The organism is Paracoccus tibetensis, assembly GCF_900102505.1.
Lineage (GTDB): Bacteria > Pseudomonadota > Alphaproteobacteria > Rhodobacterales > Rhodobacteraceae > Paracoccus > Paracoccus tibetensis.
Genome location: NZ_FMVT01000007.1, coordinates 134,715 through 156,947, shown reverse-complemented (window position 1 = coordinate 156,947; position 22,233 = coordinate 134,715). Strand labels below are relative to the sequence as shown.

The 22,233-nt window shown below is 69.9% G+C and carries 22 protein-coding genes; 11 read left to right on the top strand and 11 right to left on the bottom strand.

Annotated features, from left to right (window positions below):
• The first annotated feature begins 14 nt into the window (after window positions 1–14).
• Together BLP73_RS11540 and BLP73_RS11535 are read left to right on the top strand one after the other, a co-directional pair.
• Entirely contained in the window at window positions 15–827 is an 813-nt protein-coding gene (locus tag BLP73_RS11540) for an alpha/beta fold hydrolase (protein WP_217630674.1), read from the top strand.
• A complete protein-coding gene (locus BLP73_RS11535) occupies window positions 824–2,422 on the top strand; it encodes a PAS domain-containing hybrid sensor histidine kinase/response regulator (RefSeq protein WP_175453333.1) in 1,599 nt (532 codons plus the stop codon). Before BLP73_RS11540 ends, BLP73_RS11535 begins: the two co-directional genes overlap by 4 nt.
• A 16-nt stretch (window positions 2,423–2,438) precedes the next feature.
• On the opposite strand, the gene BLP73_RS11530 is transcribed toward BLP73_RS11535, so the two are convergent.
• Entirely contained in the window at window positions 2,439–3,188 is a 750-nt protein-coding gene (locus tag BLP73_RS11530; RefSeq protein WP_090744376.1) for an SDR family oxidoreductase, read from the bottom strand.
• A 139-nt stretch (window positions 3,189–3,327) separates the two neighbouring features.
• Here BLP73_RS11530 and uxuA point away from each other — a divergent pair, with 139 nt between their 5' ends.
• On the top strand, window positions 3,328–4,545 hold the full coding sequence (uxuA, locus tag BLP73_RS11525; RefSeq protein ID WP_090744372.1) for a mannonate dehydratase: 1,218 nt from the start codon (window positions 3,328–3,330) through the stop codon (window positions 4,543–4,545).
• Between the two features lie 9 nt (window positions 4,546–4,554).
• On the opposite strand, the gene BLP73_RS11520 is transcribed toward uxuA, so the two are convergent.
• The 10 genes from BLP73_RS11520 to BLP73_RS11475 all read right to left on the bottom strand — a co-directional run bounded on the left by BLP73_RS11520 (window position 4,555) and on the right by BLP73_RS11475 (window position 14,213).
• A complete protein-coding gene (locus BLP73_RS11520; RefSeq protein ID WP_090744369.1) occupies window positions 4,555–5,016 on the bottom strand; it encodes a hypothetical protein in 462 nt (153 codons plus the stop codon).
• A gap of 291 nt (window positions 5,017–5,307) precedes the next feature.
• On the bottom strand, window positions 5,308–5,997 hold the full coding sequence (phoB, locus tag BLP73_RS11515; protein ID WP_090744366.1) for a phosphate regulon transcriptional regulator PhoB: 690 nt from the start codon (window positions 5,995–5,997) through the stop codon (window positions 5,308–5,310).
• A gap of 3 nt (window positions 5,998–6,000) precedes the next feature.
• Entirely contained in the window at window positions 6,001–6,711 is a 711-nt protein-coding gene (phoU, locus tag BLP73_RS11510; protein WP_090744363.1) for a phosphate signaling complex protein PhoU, read from the bottom strand.
• A gap of 17 nt (window positions 6,712–6,728) precedes the next feature.
• Window positions 6,729–7,526 (bottom strand): phosphate ABC transporter ATP-binding protein PstB, encoded by a 798-nt coding sequence (pstB, locus tag BLP73_RS11505; protein ID WP_090744359.1) that lies wholly within the window; start codon window positions 7,524–7,526, stop codon window positions 6,729–6,731.
• Between the two features lie 21 nt (window positions 7,527–7,547).
• Complete coding sequence (pstA, locus tag BLP73_RS11500) at window positions 7,548–8,906, bottom strand: phosphate ABC transporter permease PstA (protein ID WP_090744356.1); 1,359 nt, start codon at window positions 8,904–8,906, stop codon at window positions 7,548–7,550.
• The gene (gene pstC / locus BLP73_RS11495) at window positions 8,903–10,108 is read right to left on the bottom strand and encodes a phosphate ABC transporter permease subunit PstC (RefSeq protein ID WP_090744353.1); all 1,206 of its coding nucleotides are present in this window, start codon (window positions 10,106–10,108) and stop codon (window positions 8,903–8,905) included. The genes pstA and pstC overlap by 4 nt, the downstream gene beginning before the upstream one ends.
• Window positions 10,109–10,189: 81 nt before the next feature.
• Window positions 10,190–11,215 (bottom strand): substrate-binding domain-containing protein, encoded by a 1,026-nt coding sequence (locus tag BLP73_RS11490; protein WP_090744348.1) that lies wholly within the window; start codon window positions 11,213–11,215, stop codon window positions 10,190–10,192.
• A gap of 168 nt (window positions 11,216–11,383) precedes the next feature.
• Window positions 11,384–12,346 carry a dihydrodipicolinate synthase family protein gene (locus BLP73_RS11485; protein WP_090744345.1) on the bottom strand — a complete coding sequence of 321 codons (963 nt, stop codon included), beginning with the start codon at window positions 12,344–12,346 and terminating at the stop codon, window positions 11,384–11,386.
• Window positions 12,347–12,446: 100 nt separating this feature from the next.
• Window positions 12,447–13,151, bottom strand: coding sequence for a GntR family transcriptional regulator (locus BLP73_RS11480; RefSeq protein WP_090744342.1), 705 nt, complete (start codon window positions 13,149–13,151; stop codon window positions 12,447–12,449).
• A gap of 30 nt (window positions 13,152–13,181) precedes the next feature.
• On the bottom strand, window positions 13,182–14,213 hold the full coding sequence (locus BLP73_RS11475; RefSeq protein WP_090744339.1) for an Ldh family oxidoreductase: 1,032 nt from the start codon (window positions 14,211–14,213) through the stop codon (window positions 13,182–13,184).
• Window positions 14,214–14,387: 174 nt separating this feature from the next.
• On the opposite strand from BLP73_RS11475, the gene BLP73_RS11470 reads away from it, so the two are divergent.
• From BLP73_RS11470 to BLP73_RS11435, 8 genes are read left to right on the top strand one after another with little or no spacing between them, the layout of a single operon-like run.
• Window positions 14,388–15,197: a transporter substrate-binding domain-containing protein gene (locus tag BLP73_RS11470; RefSeq protein WP_090744336.1), complete on the top strand. Its 810-nt coding sequence runs from the start codon at window positions 14,388–14,390 to the stop codon at window positions 15,195–15,197.
• 48 nt (window positions 15,198–15,245) lie between these two features.
• On the top strand, window positions 15,246–15,911 hold the full coding sequence (locus BLP73_RS11465) for an amino acid ABC transporter permease (protein WP_090744332.1): 666 nt from the start codon (window positions 15,246–15,248) through the stop codon (window positions 15,909–15,911).
• A 9-nt stretch (window positions 15,912–15,920) separates the two neighbouring features.
• Complete coding sequence (locus BLP73_RS11460) at window positions 15,921–16,577, top strand: amino acid ABC transporter permease (protein WP_090744329.1); 657 nt, start codon at window positions 15,921–15,923, stop codon at window positions 16,575–16,577.
• Window positions 16,570–17,292: an amino acid ABC transporter ATP-binding protein gene (locus BLP73_RS11455; RefSeq protein WP_090744326.1), complete on the top strand. Its 723-nt coding sequence runs from the start codon at window positions 16,570–16,572 to the stop codon at window positions 17,290–17,292. The genes BLP73_RS11460 and BLP73_RS11455 overlap by 8 nt, the downstream gene beginning before the upstream one ends.
• 3 nt (window positions 17,293–17,295) lie before the next feature.
• Complete coding sequence (locus tag BLP73_RS11450; protein ID WP_090744323.1) at window positions 17,296–18,528, top strand: NAD(P)/FAD-dependent oxidoreductase; 1,233 nt, start codon at window positions 17,296–17,298, stop codon at window positions 18,526–18,528.
• A 1-nt stretch (window position 18,529) separates the two neighbouring features.
• Window positions 18,530–19,531 (top strand): 4-hydroxyproline epimerase, encoded by a 1,002-nt coding sequence (locus BLP73_RS11445; RefSeq protein WP_090744320.1) that lies wholly within the window; start codon window positions 18,530–18,532, stop codon window positions 19,529–19,531.
• The gene (gene lhpI, locus BLP73_RS11440) at window positions 19,528–21,198 is read left to right on the top strand and encodes a cis-3-hydroxy-L-proline dehydratase (protein ID WP_090744317.1); all 1,671 of its coding nucleotides are present in this window, start codon (window positions 19,528–19,530) and stop codon (window positions 21,196–21,198) included. Before BLP73_RS11445 ends, lhpI begins: the two co-directional genes overlap by 4 nt.
• A 1-nt stretch (window position 21,199) precedes the next feature.
• Window positions 21,200–22,228: a trans-3-hydroxy-L-proline dehydratase gene (locus tag BLP73_RS11435; RefSeq protein ID WP_090744314.1), complete on the top strand. Its 1,029-nt coding sequence runs from the start codon at window positions 21,200–21,202 to the stop codon at window positions 22,226–22,228.
• The last annotated feature ends 5 nt before the right edge of the window (window positions 22,229–22,233 follow it).

The following is a 22,233-nucleotide window of genomic DNA, read 5'->3' as shown; positions in this document are numbered from 1 at the left end:
ACCGGTTGACGAGGATGGCCGCTGTGGACGTGCTGGAGCGCAACAACGTGCGGGTCGAGGGCGCGGGGCCGCGCACGATGGTCTTCGCCCACGGCTTCGGCTGCGACCAGAACATGTGGCGCTTCGTCTGGCCGGCCTTCGCGCAGGGCTACCGGGTGGTGCTGTTCGACCATGTCGGCTGCGGCGGCTCGGCGCTCGGCGCCTATGATCCGCAGAGATACGCCGCGCTCGACGGCTATGCCGACGACGTGGTGCAGATCTGCCGCCGGCTCGGCGTGACCGACGGCGTCTTCGTGGGCCATTCCGTCAGCGCGATGATCGGCGTGCTTGCGGCCGAGGCCGCGCCCGATCTGTTCCGCGAGATGGTGATGGTCTGCCCCTCGCCCCGCTACATCGACGACGGCGCCTATCGGGGCGGCTTCAGCGAGGCCCAGATCCACGAGCTGCTGGCCTTCCTGGACGAGAACCACATGGGCTGGTCGCGGCAGATGGCGCCGGTCATCGTCGGCAACCCGGACCGGCCCGAACTGGCGGAAGAGCTGACCAACGCCTTCTGCCGCACCGATCCCGAAATCGCCAAGCGCTTCGCCCGCGTCACCTTCCTGTCGGACCACCGCGACGCCCTGCCCCGCGTCCGGCCGCGCTGCCTGGTGCTGCAATGCGCCGAGGACGTCATCGCGCCGCAGGAGGTGGGCGAGTTCGTCCACGCGCAGCTGCCCGACAGCCGCTACGTGCTTCTGGATGCGACGGGCCACTGCCCCAATCTCAGCGCCCCGGACGAGACGGTGGCCGCGATGACCGGTTTCCTCGCCAGCCCCGCCGCATGAGCACGACCCAAGGCCCTGCCGATTCCCGCACCTCGCCCGAGATGGAAGACCTCGAGGATCTCTTCGACACGGCGCCCTGCGGCTACGTCTCGGCCGGCGCGGACGGGCGCATCATCCGAGCGAACCGGACGCTGGCCGGCTGGCTGGGCCACGATGTCGCCGTCTTCTCCGGCAAGCGGCTGCAGGACTTCCTGAACATCGCCGGCAAGATCTATTTCGAAACGCATTTCGCCCCCCTCCTGCGGATGCAGGGCTTCTTCCACGAGGTCGCGCTGGATCTCGTGCGCGCCGACGGCAGCACGCTGCCTGTGCTGGTCAATGCCGAGGAGCGGCGCGACGCGGCGGGACAGCTGCGCTTCGTGCGCGTCACCGTCTTCAACGCCACCGACCGCCGCCGCTACGAACGCGAGCTGCTCCAGGCGCGCACCGCGCTTGAAGAGCTGAACCGGACGCTCGAGGCGCGCGTGGTCGAGGCCGTGGAGGCGCGCCTTGCGACCGAAGACGCGCTGCGCCAGGCGCAGAAGATGGAAGCCGTGGGCCAGCTGACCGGCGGCATCGCCCATGACTTCAAGAACATGCTGGCCGTCATCTCGGCCGCGCTCAACCTGACGGAACGGCGCCTGAGGACGGGGGGCGACGTGGCGCCCTTCATCCTGGCCGCCCGCGACGGCGTCGAGCGCGCGACCGCGCTGATCCAGCGCCTGCTCGCCTTTTCGCGCCGGCAGGCGCTGGTGCCGGTTCCGGTCGATCCCAACCGGATGATCGCCGAGATGGTGGATTTCCTGCGCCGGACCCTCGGCAACGGCGTGCAGCTTCGGACCGAGCTGGCGCCGGGGACGGGCCAGCTGCTCGCCGATTCGAGCATGCTGGAGAACGCGCTGCTGAACCTCGCCATCAACGCCCGCGACGCCATGCCGGGCGGGGGCGAGCTGGTCATCGCGACCGCCAACCGCCTGCTGGGCGTCGAGGAGGCGGCCGGCCAACGCGTCGCGCCCGGCCCCTGCGTGACCATCGCGGTCACCGATACCGGCATCGGCATGACGCCCGAGATCGCCGCGAAGGCCTTCGAGCCGTTCTTCACCACGAAGGGGGTCGGGCAAGGCACGGGCCTCGGCCTCAGCCAGGTATTCGCCTTCGCCCGCCAGTCGGGCGGGCATGTCGCGATCCGCAGCGCGCCGGGGGAAGGCACGACGATCACGCTCTGCCTGCCGCAGCTTCCCGCCGAAGCAGCCGGCCCTGCGCATGACGCCTCGGGGGCGGAGATCCTGATCGTCGACGACGACCCGCAGTCCCTGTCGCTGAAGGTCGAGATGCTGAGCGGTCTCGGCTACGCCGTCCACCTTGCCCGCAGCGCCGTCGAGGTACAGGACCGGCTGGCGAGCGGCCCCGGGATCGCGCTGGTCCTGACCTGCGCCGACATGCGGGGCCATGGCGGCAGGACGCTCGCCCAGGATCTCGCCCGCTGCCGCCCGGACCTGAAGCTGCTGGTGACCTCGCCCGCGGCCGGGGCCGGCTGCCCGGACCACCTGCCCTGGCCCGCGCCGCTGGACCAGCTTGCCGCCCGGCTTCAGGCGCTGCTGGACCCGGCCCGGTAGGGACGGCCGCGCGGCCTCAGGCGATCAGCCCGACGCGGCGGCGGATGCCCTCGTCCCGCAGCGAGATCTCGGCGCCGAGATAGTCGTCCGCCTCCGGCCCGCACATCCAGACCAGCGCCCGCGCCGGCCATTCGGGCGGGATGTGCACGGACCAGTCGAGCCGGCTGACCGGGTTGACGCCGCTGTCCCGGATCGCCGCCTGCATGTCGGTCGCCACCGTCCCCGGCGACAGGCTGATCGCGCGGATCCCGTCCCCCGCGGCTTCCTGGTGCAGCGCGCGCGTCAGCATCAGCGCGCCGGCCTTGCTGGCGCAATAGGCGCTCCAGCCCTCCTGCGGGGCATGGGCTGCGCCCGAGCCGATGGTCAGGACCGTCCCGCCTCCCTGCGCCCGCATCCGCGGAAGCGCCGCGCGGATGCCGTGGAAGACCCCCTTGAGGTTCACGTCGATCGCCTGGCCCCAGGCTCCGGGATCGGCCTCGGCCAGCCCGGCGATGGGCTCGATCAGCCCGGCATTGTTCACCAGCACGTCGATGCGCCCCGCCTCGGCGTGAAGCCGGGCCACCGCCCGCTCCATATCCTCCGCCCGCGCGACGTCCCCGGCGATGGGCACGCCGCCGATCTCGCGCGCCAGCGCCGCGACGGCCGCTTCGCTGCGGGCCATCAGCCCGACGCGCGCGCCCGCTGCGGCAAAGGCGCGCGCTGCCGCCGCGCCGATGCCCCGGCTCGCCCCTGTGACCAGCACGGCCTTCCCCTCCAGATCCGCCATCGCGTCCTCCCGATCCTGCCGCGCCTCTTGTCCCACCGCCGGCTGCCGCCGCCAAGGCCGAAACTTGACGCGTATGCTAGTATGGTATAGCCGGGGCTGGAGAAACATCGGCCACCGGCACAGCAGACGGAAGACGCGCATGAGACAGACCTGGCGCTGGTTCGGACCCAAGGACCTCGTCTCCATCGACGACATGATGCAGGCCGGGGTGGAGGGCGTGGTGACTGCGCTCCACCACATGCCGACCGGCGCCGTCTGGCCGGCCGAGGAGATCGCGCGCCGGCAGGCCGAGTTGGCGGTGATGACGGACGGCGCGCCCTCGGGCCTGAAATGGGAGGTGGTCGAGAGCCTGCCGGTGTCCGAGGACATCAAGCGCCAGAGCGGCGACTGGAAGCGCCATGTCGAGAACTGGAAGACCTCGATGCGCCACCTGCACGCGGCCGGGGTCAAAGTGATCTGCTACAACTTCATGCCGATCCTCGACTGGACCCGCACCGACCTGGCCTATCGCCTGCCGAACGGCGCCACCTGCATGCGCTTTGACGCCATCGACTTCGCGGCCTTCGATCTGTTCCTGCTGGCGCGTCCCGCCGCGGCCGAGGGTTACGACGCCGAGGTGACCGAGGCCGCCCGCGCCCGCTTCAAAGCCATGTCCGAGGCCCGCAAGGAGCAGCTGGCCGGCAACGTGGTCTTCGGCCTGCCCGGCGCGGCCGAGCGGATGACGATGGAGGACGTGAAGACCCACCTCGCCCGCTACGACGCCATCCCGGCCGAGCGGCTGCGCGCGCATCTGGTCGATTTCCTGGCCGAGGTCGCCCCTCTGGCGCAGGAACTGGGGATGCGCCTCTGCTGCCATCCCGACGATCCGCCCTTCCCGCTGCTGGGCCTGCCGCGGATCATGTCGACCGAGGCCGACTACGCGGCGGTGCTGGACGCGGTGGACATCCCGGCGAACGGGATCACGCTCTGCACCGGCTCGCTCGGGGCGCGGGCGGACAACGACCTGACGGGGATGATGCGCCGCCTCGGCAGCCGCGTCCATTTCCTGCACCTGCGCAACGTCGCGCTGGAGGAGGCCCGGCTCGGCGGCTCGTTCCACGAGGCCGCGCATCTGGAGGGGAACACGGACATGGTGGCGATGATCGCCGCCATTCTCGGCGAAGAGCGGCGCCGCAAGGCGGAGGGCCGCGCCGACTGGCAGATCCCGATGCGCCCCGATCACGGGCAGGACATCCTCGACGATCTGAAGCGACGCGCACAGCCGGGCTATCCGGCCATCGGCCGCCTCAAGGGCCTGGCCGAGTTGCGCGGCATCATGACGGCGCTCGACCATCCCTCGCTGCGCGCGCAAGCCTGAGCGCGCGGCTCAGTCCGCCTCGGCAAAGCCCTTCGGCGCCCGCCGCCCGGCATCGGCGGGCAGCCCCGCCTCGTCCATCTGGTCCTGCGCCATCGCATCGGCATTCTGCCCCGCGCCCATGAGGTGCTGCCACATCTCGCGGACGGGCGGGGCCATGCGCGGCTCGGCCACGGCGCGGGCGGTGTGCAGCCAGGCGGCCAGCCCGTCGCTGCTGTCATAGCTCCGCGCTTTGCGCAGCGCTGCGATCTTCGTCTGCGCGGCGGCGATGAAGCGGCGGCGATCGGCGGCGGGCCAGTCGGCCAGAAGGTGAAGGTCCTGCCCCTCGGCCAGATAAGCGGCCGCCCAGAACCGCGCGGCGGCGGCATGGGCCTCGACATGGTGCGGCTTGGCTTCTGCCAGGCGATCGGCCACGGCCTGCGCCTCGGCCACGAGCCCCGCCGTCGCCTTCTCCTGCTTCCAGTCGCTGAACATCGGGCAAGTTCCCTTGATGGCGTGATCAAGGCAACTTGCCCGATCCGGACCGGCACGACCATCCGGCCGATGCCGATCGATCACGTTCCCGAAAGCACGGGAACGACTTCCGCGGGACATAGTTGATTGCGTGTTCAACCGTTACAAAGTCCCGCCCCGCCCTGACCGGCGGGGCATTTTTACAATCGGCGCGTGAGTTGCGCGCTGGTTGCACCAGCCCAATTCCACAGGCGCAGGGAAGTTCCCCTGCGTCAGCCGTTCCGTCGCAGATTGTCGGGATCGAGGCCGGCCTCAGCCGAGCGCGTAGCCCACGCCGCGCACCGTGCGCAGCGGATCGGCGCCGCCGTTCTGCATCAGCGCCTTGCGCAGCCGCCCCACATGCACGTCGATTGTGCGCGTGTCCACGTAGATGTCGCGGCCCCAGACCCGGTCCAGCAGCTGCTCGCGGGTCCAGACGCGGCCCGGCTTTTCCATCAGCGTCGACAGCAGCCGGAACTCGGTCGGGCCCAGATGCAGCGACTGCCCGGCGCGAAAGACGCGGTGCTCGGCCGCGTCGAGGATGATGTCGGCGAAGCTGAGGCGCTCGCCCATCGTGGCGGGGCGGGTGCGGCGCAGCTGGGTGCGCAGGCGGGCCATCAGCTCGACCACGGAATAGGGCTTCACCACGTAGTCGTCCGCGCCGGTCTCGAGGCCGCGGACCCGGTCCACCTCCTCGGAGCGGGCCGAGAGCATGATGATGGGGATGTTGCGCGTCGCCGGGTCGGCCTTGACCTGGCGGCAGACCTCGATGCCGCTGACCTTGGGCAGCATCCAGTCCAGCACGACCAGGTCGGGCTGCTCTTCCTGCACCAGCAGCAGCGCGTCTTCGCCGTTGTCGGCGACGACCACGTCGAAGCCCTCGGCTTCCAGGTTGTATTGCAGGACTTCGCGCTGCGCGCCCTCATCCTCGACCACCAGAACGCAAGGGGCTTGGCGCGTCATCGCTCAGCCCCCCACCGTCAGCGGCACGGCGTTGCTTTTCGGCCGCGCATCGTCCGGCAGCTCGCCGGTGACCAGATAGACCACCTGCTCGGCGATGGTGGTGGCGTGATCGCCCATGCGCTCGACGTTCTTGGCGATGAAGTGCAGGTGCATACAGGACGTGATGTTGCGGGGGTCTTCCATCATGTGGGTCAGGAACTCGCGGAAGAGGGCGTTGTACATCTGGTCCACCTCCAGGTCGCGCTGGCGCACGTCCTCGGCCAGGCCCGCGTCGCGGCGGATGTAGCTGTCCAGCGCGTCCTGCAGCATCCGGTTCACCGCCGCGCTCATCCGGCGCAGGGCCATGCCGGCACCCTCGATGGGCGGCATCTGCGCCAGGACCGAGGTGCGCTTGGCCATGTTCTTGGCGTAGTCCCCCACCCGCTCCAGCGAGGCCGAGATCTTGATGACCGCCAGGACCATCCGAAGATCGGTCGCGGTGGGCGCGCGCAGGGCGATCAGCCGGGCGGCGTCCTCGTTGACCTGCGCCTCCAGCGCGTCGATGGCCTTGTCGCGGCGGCGGACCTCGTCGGCCAGCTCCTCGTCGCGGGTCTCCAGCGCGGTGGCGGCGTCGGTGATGGCCGCCTCGACCATCCCGCCCATCTTCACGACCAGCGCCTGGATCGTCTCCAGGTCGCGGTCGAAGGCCGAGGAAATGTGCTTGTCGCGGTTCATGTCCGTCCCTCCCAGGATCAGCCGATGCGGCCGGAGATGTAAGCCTCGGTGCGGCTGTCCTGCGGCTTGGTGAAGATGTCGTCGGTGGCGCCGTACTCGACCAGGTTGCCCAGGTGGAAGAATGCGGTCTTCTGGCTGACCCGCGCCGCCTGCTGCATCGAATGCGTGACGATCACGACCGAGAACTGCTCGCGCAGCTGGTCGATCAGCTCCTCGACCTGGCCGGTCGCGATGGGGTCGAGCGCGCTGCAGGGCTCGTCCATCAGCAGCACCTCGGGCGCGGTGGCGACGGCGCGGGCGATGCACAGGCGCTGCTGCTGGCCGCCCGAGAGGCCGGTGCCCGGCTCGGCCAGGCGGTCCTTCACCTCGTTCCAGAGGGCCGCGCCGCGCAGGGACTTCTCGACGATCTCGTCCAGCTCGGCCTTGTTCCGCGACAGGCCGTGGATGCGCGGGCCATAGGCGACGTTGTCGTAGATCGACTTCGGGAAGGGGTTCGGCTTCTGGAAGACCATCCCGACCTTGGCGCGCAGCTGCACCGGATCGACGCGGCGGTCGTAGATGTCCTCGCCGTCCAGCCGGATCTCGCCCTTCACGCTGGCGATGTCGATCGTGTCGTTCATCCGGTTGATGCAGCGCAGGAAGGTCGACTTGCCGCAGCCCGAGGGGCCGATGAAGGCCGTCACGGTCTTGTCCTGGATGTCGACGTTCACGTCCTTCAGCGCGTGCTTGTCGCCGTAATAGACTTGCACGTTCCTGGCCGAGATCTTGATGTCCTGCTGGCTCACGGCGCTCTCCGTTCGGGTCGTGTCGTACATGGTGGGCTCTCCGGATGCCGATTACCAGCGGCGCTCGAACCGGCGGCGCAGGTAGACGGCCAGCAGGTTCATGCACAGAAGGAAGATGAGAAGGACGATGATGGCGCCCGATGCGCGTTCCACGAAGGCCGGATCGCTGCGCTGCGTCCAGTTGTAGACCTGCACCGGCAGGGCAGAGGCCGGATCGAACAGGCCCTCGGGCGGGCCGCCGGGATATTCGCGCACGAAGGCGACCATGCCGATCAGCAGCAGCGGCGCGGTCTCGCCAAGCGCCTGCGCGAGGCCGATGATCGTGCCGGTCAGGATACCGGGCATGGCCAGCGGCAGGACGTGGTGGAAGACCGACTGCATCTTGCTGGCGCCCACGCCAAGCGCGGCATCGCGGATCGAGGGTGGCACGGCCTTCAGCGCCGCGCGGGTCGCGATGATGATGGTCGGCAGCGTCATCAGCGTCAGCACGAGACCGCCGACGATGGGCGCCGATTGCGGCAGGCCGGCGAAGTTGATGAAGACGGCAAGGCCGAGGATGCCGAAGACGATCGAGGGCACGGCCGCAAGGTTCGAGATGTTCACCTCGATGATGTCCGTGATGCGGTTCTTGGGCGCGAATTCCTCGAGATAGATCGAGGCGGCGACGCCGATGGGCACGGCGAGGAACAGCACCACCAGCATCATGTAGACCGAGCCGATGATGGCGACGCCGATGCCGGCGGCCTCGGGGCGCTGGTCCGAGGCGTCGGGGTTGGTGATGAACTCGCGGTTGAAGCGGGTGACCAGCAGGCCGCGCTCGGCCAGCGCGTCGGCCAGCAGAAGCTGCTGGGGCGAGACGTTGCTGTCGCGCTCGGCCGAGGCCATCGTGACGCGGCCCTTGAAGTAGCCGTCGATCCGGCCGTTCACCAGGACGTTCAGCTCGACCGTCTGGCCGACCAGCTCGGGATCGTTCAGCACCCGCTGGCGCAGCTGCGCCGAGGCCTCGCGCGAGACGATGCCGTCCACGTCGCCCTCGGACAGGCCGGGGATGTTCAGCTCGAGCGAGCCGATCGAGCGGTCGAGCGCCGCGTCCAGAACCCGGCCGTAGCCCAGGGTCAGCACGCGCGACATCTCGGCCACGTCGCGGTTCCCCTGCGGGTCCAGGATCTCGGCATCCAGCGTCACCGGGATCGACAGGTAGGTCTGGCGGAAGGCGGACGCCCCGTCGCGGATGATCGTCGTCAGCAGGAAGACCAGCGCGAGGATGGCGATGGCAATGGCCGTGACGCCATAGGCGCGGAAGCGCTTCTCGGCGGCGTTGCGGCGGCGGGTGCGGCTGTCGGCCTGCAGCAGGCTTCCCTTGGTGCGGGCGCCGGCGCGGCCGGTCTGGGGCAGCGGCATGTCGGTCATTCGTACTGCTCCCGGTATTTGCGGACGATGATCAGCGCGACGATGTTGAGGCAGAGGGTGATGACGAACAGCGTGAGGCCAAGGGCGAAGGCGACCAGCGTCTCGGGCGAGGAGAAGTCGTTGTCGCCGGTCAGCTGGCTGACGATCTTCACGGTGATCGTCGTCATCGCCTCGAACGGGTTGAGGCTGAGCGTCGCGGCGGCGCCGGCGCCGAGGACCACGATCATCGTCTCGCCGATGGCGCGGCTGGCGGCCAGAAGGACGGCGCCGACGATGCCGGGAAGGGCGGCGGGCAGGACCACCTGCTTGATCGTCTCGGACGGGGTGGACCCCAGGCCAAGCGCGCCGTCGCGCAGGCTTTGGGGCACCGCGTTGATGATGTCATCGCTGAGCGAGCTGACGAAGGGGATCAGCATGATGCCCATCACGAGGCCCGCGGTCATCACGGAGGAGGCCGAACTGCCAAGCCCGAGCGGCTGCGCAATGGCGTCCCGCAGCATCGGGCCGACCGTGACCAGCGCGAAGAGGCCGTAGACGATGGTCGGGATGCCGGCCAGCACCTCGATCACGGGCTTTGCCAGGCTGCGGGTGCGCGGGCCGGCATATTCCGACAGGTAGATCGCGCCGAAAAGGCCGATGGGCACCGCGACCAGCAGCGCGATGAAGCTGATATAGAGCGTGCCCCAGAGCAGCGGCAGCACGCCAAGGCGCGAGTTGCCCTCGAAGCGCGGCACGAACTCGGTGCCGAAGAAGAAGGCGCGCCAGTCGTACTGGCTGAAGAAGTTGCCGGTCTCGAAGACCAGCGACAGGATGATGCCGAGCGTCGTCGCGATGGCGATGGTCGAACAGAAGATCAGGAAGCCGAGCACGATCTTCTCGACCGCGTTGCGGGCCATGAACCCCGCGTTGATCCGGCTGACCCCGATACCGAGGCCGATCACCGCGGCGCCGAGCGCCAGAAGGCCGACGACACCCCCGGCCTCGGCCGAGAGCAGCCCCGTCATCCGGGCCAGCGCGCCCAGGACCATGATCACCAGCGCCGGGATCAGCGCCAGCAGCGCGACGCTCATGCCGTGATAGGTCGGGCGGGAATGCAGCGTTCGGCTGTCGGCGCCGGCCGAGGCGAAGGCCCGGCTGCGTCCGACCATATAGCCGGCGGCGGCCAGGGCGAGGCTTGCCAGCAGGGCCCAAGACAATGGCATCCGGATGTCCTTGGAACGAGGGGGATCGAGGGGGGGAAGAAAAGGCTCCGGGCGGACCTTTCGGCCCGCCCGGATGGTCCGTTACTGCATCACGGTCTCGTCGGTGACCGCTTGCTGGGTCGCGGCCAGCTCGGGGTCGGAGACCAGGCCGTAATCGGCCAGCGGGCCGGACGGGCCGGCGATCTCGTCCGAGACGAAGAACTCGACGAATTCCTTCACGCCCGGGATGACGCCGATATGCGCCTTCTTGACGTACATGAAGAGCGGGCGCGAGACCGGGTATTCGCCCGACGAGATCGTCTCGGTCGAGGGGGTGACGCCGTTCATCGTGGCAACCTGCAGCGTGCCGGTATTGTTCTCGTAGAAGGACAGGCCGAAGACGCCGATGCCGTTGGGCGAGCTGTTGATGCGCGCCAGCGTCTCGGTGTAGTCGCCGTCGATGTCGACCGAGCGGCCGTCGGTGCGCAGCGCGACGCAGGCTTCGCCCGCGGCTTCCTCGCCCAGCTCGGCGGTGAAGACTTCCAGCGCGCCGCTGTCCTCGCAGCCCTGACGGATCACGCGCTCTTCGAAGACTTCGCGGGTGCCGTGGCGGGTGCCCGGAACGAAGGCCAGGATCTCTTGATCCGCCAGCTCGGGGTTGACCTGGCTCCAGCTGGTGCGGTCGTTGGCGACGACCTGGCCGTCGACGACGATCTGGGCGGCCAGCGCGTTGAACCAGTCGGCCGGGGTGAATTCGAAGGCGTTGCCGCTGTTCAGGCTGGCAAAGACGATCCCGTCATAGCCGATGCGGACTTCCATGATCTCGTCCACGCCGGCGGCGGCGCAGGCTTCGCGCTCGGTGTCGCGGATGGCGCGCGACGAGTTGGCGATGTCGATCGTGTTCTCGCCCACGCCCTCGCAGAAGCGGCGCAGGCCGGTGGACGAGCCGCCGGATTCGACGACGGGCGTGCCGAAGTCGCTGTTCTCGCCAAAGAGTTCGGCCACGATGGTCGAGTAGGGCAGGACGGTGGACGAGCCGGCGATCTGGACTTGGTCGCGCGCCGCGGCTGCGGTGGCGGACAGGGCAATTACGGACAGCGCGGTCGCGGTGAGGCCGAAGGTCTTCATGTGTCGTCTCCTGTGGAGCTGATCGATGCCCGTGCGATCTACAACCGAATTGTGACGACCAATCCCCAGTTTTGTGACATCTCCATGACAGCCGCGCCGGCTCGGCGCCTTCATGCAAGAAGGGCGGGACCTGCGCCCCGCCCCCGTCCCATGTTAGCCGACGGCGCCTCAGGCGCGCCGCGTGTCCCGGACGCCGGGCAGCTCGCTCCAGGCGGCATACCAGCTCTGGAACTGCGCGAGCTGCCGCTCGGCCCAGGCCTGCTGGCTGGGGGTGAGGGCGTCGGTCTCGTTGAAATGCAGCGCGTATTCGGCGTCGCCCTGCAGCACCATCATGTGCTTGTAGTAGAGGACGAGGTCCGTGCCCTCGTCCCAGGAGGACAGCACCTCCAGCGCCTCGCCCAGCTCGCGCGCATGGCGCCGCGCCGCGACATCGCCCGCGGCGGCGGCCTTCGCCAAGGCGACGAAATGCAGGATCTCGCGCGGGATGACGTTGCCGATGCCGGTGATCGTGCCCGAGGCGCCGCATTTGACATAGCCGTGGTAGACGCCGGTATCGACGCCCGCCATCAGGATCACCCCGTCATCGGCGCTGGTGATGTGCTCGGCGGCATAGGTCATCGCCGCGGCGCCGCCAAATTCCTTGAAGCCGACCAGGTTCGGATGGGCGGCGCGCAGCGCGAAGAACAGGTCGGCCTTCGTCTCGTAGCCGTAATAGGGGCTGTTGTAGATGACCGCCGGCAGGTCCGGCGCGGCGGCGAGGACCGCCTGGAAGTGGTTCTTCTGCGCGATGGCCGAACTGCCGCGCGACAGCACCCGCGGGATGACCATCAGCCCGGCCGCGCCGACCTCCTGCGCGTGGGCCGCGTGCCGGACCGCCAGGCCCGAGTTGACCGCGCCGGTGCCGACGATGACCGGAATGCCCGCCTGGACCAGCCGCTCGACGCCCTCCATCCGCTGCGCATCGGTCAGCAGCGGCCAGTCCCCCATCGAGCCGCAATAGACGACGGCCGACATCCCCGTCTCCATCAGCTGGCCGGCCTTGCGCACCAGCGCCTCGAAGTCGGGGCTGCGATCCGGCGTGCAGGGGGTCATCAGCGCCGGGATGACGCCGGTGAAGGCCTTTATGTCCATCTAAAGCTCCTCTGGTGCGACGCGGGCAGGCCGAGGCAGCTGCCCTTTGCCGCCATCATAGGCCGTGCATTTTACTTGTCGACAGGAAATGCGCAGGCAGTCAGAGCGGCAGGTCCTGGCGGCGGTCACGGGCGAAGAAGCGCTGGATCTGCTGGACGATCTGGTCGGCATGGGCGCGGGCGAGGCGGTCGCTCTCGTAGACGTCGCGCGCCGCGATGGCGGCGATGATCGCCGCATGCTCGTCGGCATATTCCTGCGGCAGGCGGTCGTCGAAGGACTGGTAATAGAGCCGCAGCAGCCGCCGCCCCTCGTCCAGAAGCCGCAGGGACAGCGCGGTGTAGTAGGGGTTGCGCCCGGCTTCGGCGATGGCGGCGTGGAAGTCGCGGTTCGTCGCGATCATCGCCAGCGCGTCCTGCGCGGCCACGGCGGCGGCGAACGCGGCCTGGTGGGCGCGGATCGCCTGAAGGTCGGCGGGCTGGTGGTTCAGCGCCGCCAGCCGGGTCGTGACGCGGTACATCAGCGTGATCGCGTCGAAGAAGGTGTGCAGGTTCAGGAAGTCGATGTTCGACACCATGCTCGAGCGGTTCGGCAGCGTCTCGACCAGCCCCTCGCCGGCCAGGCGCACCAGCGCCTCGCGGATGGGGGTACGCGACATGCCGAAGCGCTCGGCCAGCTGCACCTCGTCGATGGGACTGCCGGGGGCGAGGACCAGGTTCAGGATCTCGTCGCGCAGCGATTCGTAGACCAGCTTGACGCCCGATCCGCGGCGGCGTTCGGGGGCGGTCTCGGGCGTGTCCGGGCTCATGGCGGGCCTCCTTGCGGTTCGGGTCTCGGGTCAGGCGACGGCGTCGAGGCCAAGCTCCAGCATCCGGTCCAGCTGCGCGGCCTCGGCCGGGGTCAGGGTGACGCCCTCGGCCTCGGCCTTCGCGCGGGCGGCGAAGCGCCGCTGCGAGGGCAGCCGCGCGCCCTGCCCCGTGATGGCGCCGAACAGCAGCTCTGCCCGCGCGAAGGGATCGCCGGGCCGGCCCCGGGCGAAGGCCTCGGGCGAGAGGGCGATGACCAGCTCGCCGTGGAACGGGGCAAGCGCCGTCGTGCCCAGCTGCTCCAGCACCTCGGGACTGGTCAGATCGCCGATCATCACCCCGGCCAGAAGCTCGATCATCGTGCCGATGGCCGAGCCCTTGTGCCCGCCGAAGGGCAGCATCGCGCCGGCCAGGCCCGCCTCGGGGTCGGTGGTGGGCCGGCCCTCCGCGTCGATCGCCCAGCCTTCGGGCAGAGCCTCGCCCGCCCGGCGCTTCAGCTCCAGCTCGCCGCGCGCCGCGACCGAGGTGGCGAAGTCGAAGACATAGGGATGCCCCGCCGGGCGCGGCCAGCCGAAGGCCAGGGGGTTCGTGCCCAGAAGCGGCCTGGTGCCGCCGGTCGGCGCGACGCTGGCATAGCTCGGGCACATGACCAGCGCGGCCAGCCCCTCGGCCGTCACCGCCTCGACTTCGGGCCAGAGTGCCGAGAAATGCGTGCAGTCGTTGACCACCATCGCCGCCAGTCCCAGCTCGCGCGCCCGCGCGGCCAGCAGCGGCAGGCCCAAGTCGAAAGCGGGGGTGGAAAAGCCGCGCCGCGCCTCGACGCGGATGATGGCCCGGCCGTCATCCTCGGCCAGGACCGGCAGCGCCGCGCCGTCCACCTTGCCGGCCTTCAGCGTCCGCAGCACCCCCTCGATCCGGTAGATGCCGTGCGACTTGCAGCCGTCCCGCTCGCCCGCCGCGATCACCCCGCCGAGCGCCGCCGCCTGCACCTCGTTCAGGCCCGCCCGGCGCAGGATGGCGACGATCCGGTCCGTCAGCGCGTCAAGTGTCAGGGTCAGCGTCATGGGTCACAGCCTCCTGCATGTTCCATCCTGCATACATCCTGTCCACAGATCCGCAAGCGCCCGCGCCTGCCCGAAAGTTCTTCTTGTATACTCTCTGTATTTTCTGTTTCATCGGGAAAAAGGGGCAGGACGATCCGCAGGCAGGATACCGTCACCACCAACAGGGAGACCATCATGAAATCCTCGATCCTGGCGATGAGCGTGATCGCCGCCACGGGCCTTGCGGCGCCCGCCTTTGCCGACAAGCTGGACGACATCATCTCGTCCGGCACGCTGCGCTGCGCGGTGGTGCTGGACTTCCCGCCCATGGGCTCGCGCGACGAGAGCAACACCCCGATCGGCTTCGACGTCGACTACTGCAACGACTTGGCCGCCGCCCTCGGCGTCGAGGCCGAGATCGTCGAGACGACCTTCCCCGAACGCATCCCCGCGCTGATGTCGGGCCGGGTGGACGTGGCCGTCGCCTCGACCTCGGACACGCTCGAGCGGGCGAAGACCGTGGGCTTCTCGATCCCCTATTACGCCTTCGAGAACGCCGTCGTCGCCAACGAGGGCGTCGAGATGGCCGATTGGGAAGGCATGCGCGGCAAGACCGTCGGCGCCACCGCCGGCACCTACGAGGCGATCTGGCTCGAGGAGAAGGTCGCCGAATGGGGCGAGGGCTCGTTCCGGCCCTACCAGAACCAGGCCGATGTCTTCCTCGCCCTCAGCCAGGGCCAGCTGGACGCGACCGTGTCCACCGTCGAGGTGGCCGAGGCGAACGTGGCCTCGGGCAACTTCCCCGGCATCAAGATCGTGGACAAGGCGCCGATGGTGCCGGACTACGTCGCGCTGATCACGCTGCGCGAGGAATACGGGCTGATCAACTACATGAACCTCTTCATCAACCAGCAGGTCCGCACCGGCCGCTATGACGAGCTTTACGAGAAATGGGTGGGCGAGGGCGAGCCGGCCGACCTGACCGTGCAGGGCGTCTATCGCTGATCCTGCCCCGGCCGGGGGGCGCCGCCGCCCGGCCATTTCGGAGGCGCCATGTTCAACTACAACTTCCGGTGGGCGCAGGCCCTCAACTCGCTGCCGCGGATGCTCGAGGGCGCGCTGGTCACGCTGGAGGTGGCGCTGTTGTCGATGGTGATCGGCATCGCCATCGCCATCCTGCTGACCCTCTTTCGCCTGTCGGGCAGCCGCATCCTGGGCGCCATCGCCGCCACCTGGGTCGAGATCGCGAGGAACACGCCCGCGCTCTTCCAGATCTACATGGTGCACTTCGGCCTCGGCGGCTTCGGCATCCACCTCTCGCCCTACCTGTCGCTGCTGATCGGCATCGCCTTCAACAACGCCGGCTACCTGTCCGAGAACTTCCGCGGCGCGCTGAAGGGCATCCCGGACACGCAGACCCGCTCGGCCCGCTCGCTCGGGATGACGCCGCTTCAGGCCTTCCGCCACGTGGTCATGCCGCAGATGCTGCGGATCTCGTTCCTGCCGATGACAAACCAGATGGTCTGGGCGATCCTGATGACCTCGCTCGGGACGGTCGTCGCGATGAACACCGACCTCTACGGCGTCACCAGCGATCTCAATGCCCGCACATTCCGCACCTTCGAGCTGTTCGCCATCGCCGCCGTGATCTTCTACCTGATCACCAAGACCGTCACCCTGTCGGCCCGCCTGCTGGCGGCGCGGCTGTTCCGCTACTGAGGGCGCGCGATGTTCTTCGACACGGCCCTCAGCACCAACGACCTGATCTTCCTGGCGCGCGGCGCCGGGATGACGCTGATCGTCACCGCCATCTCGGTCTTCTTCGGCACGGTGATGGGCATCGTCTTCGGCGTCTTCCGCTACCAGGTTGGGCCGTGGTGGGCGGCGCCGCTCACCTTCGTGCTGGACATCTTCCGCTCGATCCCGCTGCTGATCCAGCTGGTGCTGGCCAATGCCTTCGTCACCACCGTCCTCGGCTGGCGCGTCTCGGGCTTCACCGTCGCCTGCGGGGTGCTGTCGCTCTACACCGCCGCCTACTGCGCCGAGATCGTGCGCGGCGGGATCGAGGCGGTGCCGCCGACCCTGCGCCGCGCCGCCCGCTCGCTCGGGATGAGCTGGGGGCAGGACATGACCTCGGTCGTGATGCCGCTGGCCGCGCGCATCGCCCTGCCCTCGTGGATCGGCCTCGCGCTTGGGGTGATGAAGGACAGCGCGCTCGTCTATGTCGTCCAGGTGGTCGAGCTGCTGAAATCGGCGCAGATCCTGATCACCCGCCTGCAGGAGCCGCTGTTCCTGCTGATCGTCTGCGGCTCGTTCTACTTCCTCATCTCCTTCCCCATCGCCCGGTTCGGCGGCTATCTCGAAAGGAAGTGGTCCCGTGATTGAGATCGAGAATGTCCGCAAGTCCTTCGGCGCGCTCGAGGTCTTGAAGGGCATCGACCTGACCGTCGCGAAGGGCGAGGTGCTGACCGTCATCGGCGGCTCGGGCTCGGGCAAGTCGACGCTGCTGACCTGCATCAACGGGCTGGAGCCGATCGATCAGGGCCGCATCCTCGTGGACGGAACCGAGGTGCATGCGAAGTCCACCAACCTCAACCAGCTGCGCCGGCGCATCGGCATCGTCTTCCAGCAATACAACGCCTTCCCGCACCTGACCGTGCTGGAGAACGTCATGCTGGCGCAGCGCAAGGTGCTGGGCCGCCCCAAGGCCGAGGCCGAGGCCGAGGCGGTGCGCCAGCTGAACCATGTCGGCCTTGGCGACAAGCTGAAGGTCTACCCTTCGCGCCTGTCTGGGGGCCAGCAGCAGCGCATGGCCATCGCCCGCGCGCTTGCGATGTCGCCCGACTACATGCTCTTCGACGAGGTGACCTCCGCGCTGGACCCGCAGCTGGTGGGCGAGGTGCTGGACACGCTGCGCCTGCTGGCCTCCGAAGGGATGACGATGATCTGCGTCACGCACGAGATGAAGTTCGCGCGCGAGGTGTCCGACCGCGTCGCCTTCTTCCACCAGGGCGTCATGGCCGAGATCGCGCCGCCCGCGCAGCTGTTCGAGGCGCCGCAGAACGCCGACCTGCGCAAGTTCCTGGCAGCGACGCACTAGATCATGACCCATGTGATCGTGATCGGCGCCGGGGTGATCGGCCTCTCCTCAGCCCTCGCCCTCCAGGCGCGGGGCCTCAGGGTGACGGTTCTGGACCGCGAGGGTCCGGCGGCGGGCGCCTCGGCCGGCAATGCCGGCGCCTTCGCCTTCACCGACATCCTCCCGCTGGCCTCGCCGGGCCTCTTGCGCAAGGCCCCTGGCTGGCTGATGGACCCGCTCGGGCCGCTCTCGGTGCCGCCCCGTTATGCGCTGCGGATCGCGCCCTGGATGTTCCGGTTCTGGCGCGCCTGCGCCCCCGCCCGCGTCGCCCGCTCGACCGTCGCGCAGACCGCGCTCATGGACCTCTCGCGCGCCGAGCTGGAGCCGTTCATGGCCGCCACCGGCACAGGCCACATGCTGCGCAAGGACGGCAGCCTGCAGGTTTACGAATCGCAGGCCGAGTTCGACGCCTCGCTGCCCGGCTGGCAGGCCCGCGCCGATCACGGGATCGCGTTCCGCCACATGGACGCGGAGGAGATGGCGCAGCTTCAGCCCGGCCTCGCGCCCCGCTTCACCCACGGCACCTTCACGCCGAACTGGTACTCCATCGCCGACCCGCGCCTCTATGTGCTGGCCCTGGCCGAGCGCTTCCGCGCCGCGGGCGGGACGATCGAACAGGCGCAGGTCACCGCGCTCGCGGCCGATGGGACCGGCGTCACCGTCACCGCCGCCGGCCGCCGCCGGCAGGCCGATCACGCGGTCCTGGCCGCGGGCGCGCATTCCAAGGATCTGGCGCGGACCCTGGGCGACCGCATCCCGCTGGAAACCGAGCGCGGCTACAACACCACCCTGCCCGCCGGCGCCTTCGATCTGCGCCTGCAAGTCATCTTCGGCGGGCACGGCTTCGTCGTCAGCCGCCTCTCGACCGGCATCCGCGTCGGCGGCGCGGTGGAACTGGGCGGGCTGGCCCTGCCGCCGAACTTCCGCCGGGCCGAGGCGATGCTGGCCAAGGCCCGGACCTTCCTGCCCGGCCTGAATACGGAAGGCGGCACGCAGTGGATGGGCTTTCGCCCCTCGCTGCCCGACACGCTGCCGGTCATCGGCCCCGCCCGCGCCTCGACCCGCGTGATCCACGCCTTCGGCCACGGCCATCTGGGCCTGACCCAATCGGCGGGCACCGCCCGGCTGGTCGCGGACCTCGTGACCGGCGCGGCCCCCGCCATCGACCCGCAGCACTTCTCGCCCCAAAGGTTCTGACATGGCCAACCACAGCTTCTCCTGCCTCGACGGGCACACCTGCGGCAACCCGGTGCGGCTGGTCTCGGGCGGCGGCCCGCTGCTTCAGGGCGCGACCATGCTGGAGCGCCGCGCCCATTTCCTGCGCGAGTTCGACTGGATCCGCACCGGCCTGATGTTCGAGCCGCGCGGCCATGACATGATGTCGGGCGCGATCCTCTACCCCCCGACCCGCCCCGACTGCGAGATCGGCGTCCTCTTCATCGAGACCTCGGGCTGCCTGCCCATGTGCGGCCACGGCACCATCGGCACCATCACCATGGCGCTGGAAAACGGCCTCGTCACGCCGCGCGTGCCCGGCCGCCTCTCCATCGACACGCCCGCCGGCAAGGTCGACATCACCTACCGGCAGGAGGGCCGCTTCGTCGAGGAGGTCCGCCTGACCAACGTGCCGGGCTTCCTGCACGCCAAGGGGCTGACCGCCCATGTCGACGGCCTCGGCGAGATCACCGTGGACGTCGCCTATGGCGGCAACTTCTATGCCATCGTGGACCCGCAGCCGAACTTCCGCGACATGGCCGACCACACGGCCGGCCAGCTGATCGGCTGGTCCCCGACCCTGCGCCGCGCGCTGAACGAGGCCCACGATTTCACCCATCCCGAGCATCCCGAGATCCGCGGCCTCAGCCACATCCTCTGGACCGGCGCGCCGACGCAGCCCGGCGCGCACGGGCGCAACGCGGTCTTCTACGGCGACAAGGCCATCGACCGCAGCCCCTGCGGCACCGGCACCTCGGCGCGGATGGCGCAGCTGGCCGCCAAGGGCAGGCTCGGGCCCGGCGACGAGTTCTGGCACGAGAGCATCATCGGCTCGATCTTCAAGGGCCGGGTGGAGGCGGAAACCACCGTCGCGGGGCGCCCGGCGATCATCCCCTCCATCGGCGGATGGGCGCGGCAGACGGGGATCAACACGATCTTCATCGACGACCGCGACCCCTACGCGCACGGCTTCGTCGTCGCATGAGCGGCACGGCGATCCTGCCCGGCACGGCGCATGGCCCGATCATTGCCACGACCGAGCCGCTCAGCTTCTGGGGCGGGATCGACCCGGCCAGCGCGACGGTCATCGACACGCATCACCCGCTGCATGGGCGCTGCCTGACGGCCGCAATCCTCCTGATGCCGGGCACGCGCGGCTCCTGCACCGGCTCGGGGGTGCTGCTGGACATGGCGCTTCAGGGCCGCGCCCCCGCCGCGCTGGTCTTTTCCGAAGCCGAGGACGTGGCGACGCTCGGCGCGCTGATCGCCGGCCTCATGTTCGACCGCCCCCTGCCCGTCCTGCGCCTCGACCGCCAGGACTTCGCCGCCCTCGCCCGCGAGCCCGCGGCGCGCATCACTGAAGATGCGATCCTCGCGGGCGATCTGCACCTGCCCCTCGCCCCGCTGCCCGAGACCGCGCTGGCCCTGACCGAGGCCGACCGCGCCATGCTGGACGGCGCGGGCGGCCCTGCGGTGCGGCAGGCGATGCAGATCCTGGTGCGGATGGCGGCGGCGCAGGGCGCGGCGCGCTTCACCTCGGTGACGCAGGCCCATATCGACGGCTGCATCTATGCCAGCCCCGCGAACCTCACCTTTGCCGAGGCGATGTCGGGTCTCGGCGCCCGCGTTTGCATCCCCACGACGATGAACGCGATTTCCGTGGACCATCGGAACTGGCGCGCGCAGGGCGTGCCGGCGCTGTTCGGCGGCCCGGCGCAACGGCTGGCGGACGCCTATGTCCGCATGGGCTGCCAGCCCAGCTTCACCTGCGCCCCCTACCTTCTCGACAGCGCGCCGGCTCTGGACGAGCAGATCGGCTGGTCGGAATCGAACGCGGTCATCTACGCCAACTCGGTCCTCGGCGCGCGCACGGCCAAGCATCCCGACTTTCTCGACCTCTGCATCGCGCTGACCGGGCGCGCGCCCCTGACCGGCCCTTACCTCGACGAACACCGCACCGCCCGGCGGATCATCGACATCGACCTGCCGCCGCACGCCGACGACGCGCTCTGGCCGCTGCTCGGGTGGTTGGCGGGCAGCCTCTCGCCGGACCACATCCCGCTGCTGCGCGGGCTGGCCGGGGCCGCGCCCGCGCCGGACGATCTCAAAGCCCTCTGCGCCGCCTTCGGCACCACCTCGGCCGCGCCCATGCTGCATGTCGAGGGCGTCACGCCCGAAGCCCACCGCCTTGCCCCGGACGCGGATCGCCGCACCGTCGCCCGCGCCGACCTCGCCGCAGCCTGGCACGCCCTGAACGCCGGACCGGACGCCGTGGACCTCATCGCCATCGGCAGCCCGCACGCCTCGCTGACCGAATGCCGCGCCCTGGCCACGGCGCTGGCGAACCGCCGCCCCGTCATCCCTGTCATCGTCACAGCCGGCCGCGCCGTCATCGCGGCGGCCGAGGCCGACGGCACCCTCGGCCGCCTCACCCAAACCGGCGTGCAGGTCATCCCCGATCTCTGCTGGTGCTCGATCTCGGAACCCGTCTTTCCGCCCGGCACGCAGGCCGTCATGACCAATTCCGGCAAATACGCCCATTACGGCCCCGGCCTCAGCGGCCGCCCGCTGCGCTTCGGCAGCATGGCGGACTGCGCCGCCGCCGCCCTGACCGGCCGGGCGCGCCCCCTGCCCCACTGGCTCAAGGACTGACATGCGCAGCAGCAAGCTCATCCACGTCATCTCCGCCCATGCCGAGGGCGAGGTCGGCGATGTCATCACCGGCGGCGTCGCCCCGCCCCCCGGCGCGACCCTGTGGGAGCAGTCGCGCTGGATCGCGCGGGACGGGACCCTCCGCAACTTCGTCCTGAACGAGCCGCGCGGCGGCGTCTTCCGCCACGTGAACCTGCTGGTGCCCCCGAAGCACCACGAGGCCGACGCCGCCTTCATCATCATGGAGCCCGAGGACACGCCGCCCATGTCCGGCTCGAACTCGATCTGCGTCGCGACCGTGCTGCTGGACAGCGGCCTCCTGCCCATGCACGAGCCCGAGACGCATCTGGTGCTGGAGGCCCCCGGCGGCCTCGTCCGCATCCGCGCCGAGTGCCAAGGCGGCAAGGCGAGGCGCATCTTCGTGCAGAACCTGCCCAGCTTCGCCGCGCGCCTCGACGCCCCGCTCGAGGTCGAGGGGCTGGGCACCCTCACCGTCGACACGGCCTTCGGCGGCGACAGCTTCGTCTGCGTCGATGCCGCCGCGCTCGGCTTTTCGCTGACCCCGGACGAGGCGCATGACATCGCCCGCCTCGGCGTCCGCATCACCGCCGCCGCCACCGCGCAGCTTGGCTTTCACCACCCCGAGAATCCCGACTGGCGGCACATCTCGTTCTGCCTCTTCGCCGGCCCGATCGGCCGCGACGGCCACGACCTCAGCGCCGGGGCCGCCGTCGCGATCCGGCCCGGCACGGTCGACCGCTCGCCCACCGGCACGGCCCTCTCGGCGCGCATGGCGCTGCTGCACGCGCGCGGGCAGATGGGGCTTCAGGACCGGCTGACCGCGACCTCGCTGATCGGCTCGACCTTCACCGGCCACATCCTCGGGCAGACGACTGTCGGCGAGACCCCGGCGATCCTGCCCGAGATCTCGGGCCGCGCCTGGATCACCGGCACCCACCAGCACATGCTGGACCCGGACGATCCCTGGCCCGAAGGCTACCGCCTCAGCGACACCTGGGGCGCACGATGACGGGC

Coding starts and splice junctions, on each gene's coding strand:
- BLP73_RS11540 (WP_217630674.1), top strand. CDS start 15: ATGGCCGCTGTGGACGTGCTGGAGCGCAACAACGTGCGGGTCGAGGGC.
- BLP73_RS11535 (WP_175453333.1), top strand. CDS start 824: ATGAGCACGACCCAAGGCCCTGCCGATTCCCGCACCTCGCCCGAGATG.
- BLP73_RS11530 (WP_090744376.1), bottom strand. CDS start 3,188: ATGGCGGATCTGGAGGGGAAGGCCGTGCTGGTCACAGGGGCGAGCCGG.
- uxuA (WP_090744372.1), top strand. CDS start 3,328: ATGAGACAGACCTGGCGCTGGTTCGGACCCAAGGACCTCGTCTCCATC.
- BLP73_RS11520 (WP_090744369.1), bottom strand. CDS start 5,016: ATGTTCAGCGACTGGAAGCAGGAGAAGGCGACGGCGGGGCTCGTGGCC.
- phoB (WP_090744366.1), bottom strand. CDS start 5,997: ATGACGCGCCAAGCCCCTTGCGTTCTGGTGGTCGAGGATGAGGGCGCG.
- phoU (WP_090744363.1), bottom strand. CDS start 6,711: ATGAACCGCGACAAGCACATTTCCTCGGCCTTCGACCGCGACCTGGAG.
- pstB (WP_090744359.1), bottom strand. CDS start 7,526: ATGTACGACACGACCCGAACGGAGAGCGCCGTGAGCCAGCAGGACATC.
- pstA (WP_090744356.1), bottom strand. CDS start 8,906: ATGACCGACATGCCGCTGCCCCAGACCGGCCGCGCCGGCGCCCGCACC.
- pstC (WP_090744353.1), bottom strand. CDS start 10,108: ATGCCATTGTCTTGGGCCCTGCTGGCAAGCCTCGCCCTGGCCGCCGCC.
- BLP73_RS11490 (WP_090744348.1), bottom strand. CDS start 11,215: ATGAAGACCTTCGGCCTCACCGCGACCGCGCTGTCCGTAATTGCCCTG.
- BLP73_RS11485 (WP_090744345.1), bottom strand. CDS start 12,346: ATGGACATAAAGGCCTTCACCGGCGTCATCCCGGCGCTGATGACCCCC.
- BLP73_RS11480 (WP_090744342.1), bottom strand. CDS start 13,151: ATGAGCCCGGACACGCCCGAGACCGCCCCCGAACGCCGCCGCGGATCG.
- BLP73_RS11475 (WP_090744339.1), bottom strand. CDS start 14,213: ATGACGCTGACCCTGACACTTGACGCGCTGACGGACCGGATCGTCGCC.
- BLP73_RS11470 (WP_090744336.1), top strand. CDS start 14,388: ATGAAATCCTCGATCCTGGCGATGAGCGTGATCGCCGCCACGGGCCTT.
- BLP73_RS11465 (WP_090744332.1), top strand. CDS start 15,246: ATGTTCAACTACAACTTCCGGTGGGCGCAGGCCCTCAACTCGCTGCCG.
- BLP73_RS11460 (WP_090744329.1), top strand. CDS start 15,921: ATGTTCTTCGACACGGCCCTCAGCACCAACGACCTGATCTTCCTGGCG.
- BLP73_RS11450 (WP_090744323.1), top strand. CDS start 17,296: ATGACCCATGTGATCGTGATCGGCGCCGGGGTGATCGGCCTCTCCTCA.
- BLP73_RS11445 (WP_090744320.1), top strand. CDS start 18,530: ATGGCCAACCACAGCTTCTCCTGCCTCGACGGGCACACCTGCGGCAAC.
- lhpI (WP_090744317.1), top strand. CDS start 19,528: ATGAGCGGCACGGCGATCCTGCCCGGCACGGCGCATGGCCCGATCATT.
- BLP73_RS11435 (WP_090744314.1), top strand. CDS start 21,200: ATGCGCAGCAGCAAGCTCATCCACGTCATCTCCGCCCATGCCGAGGGC.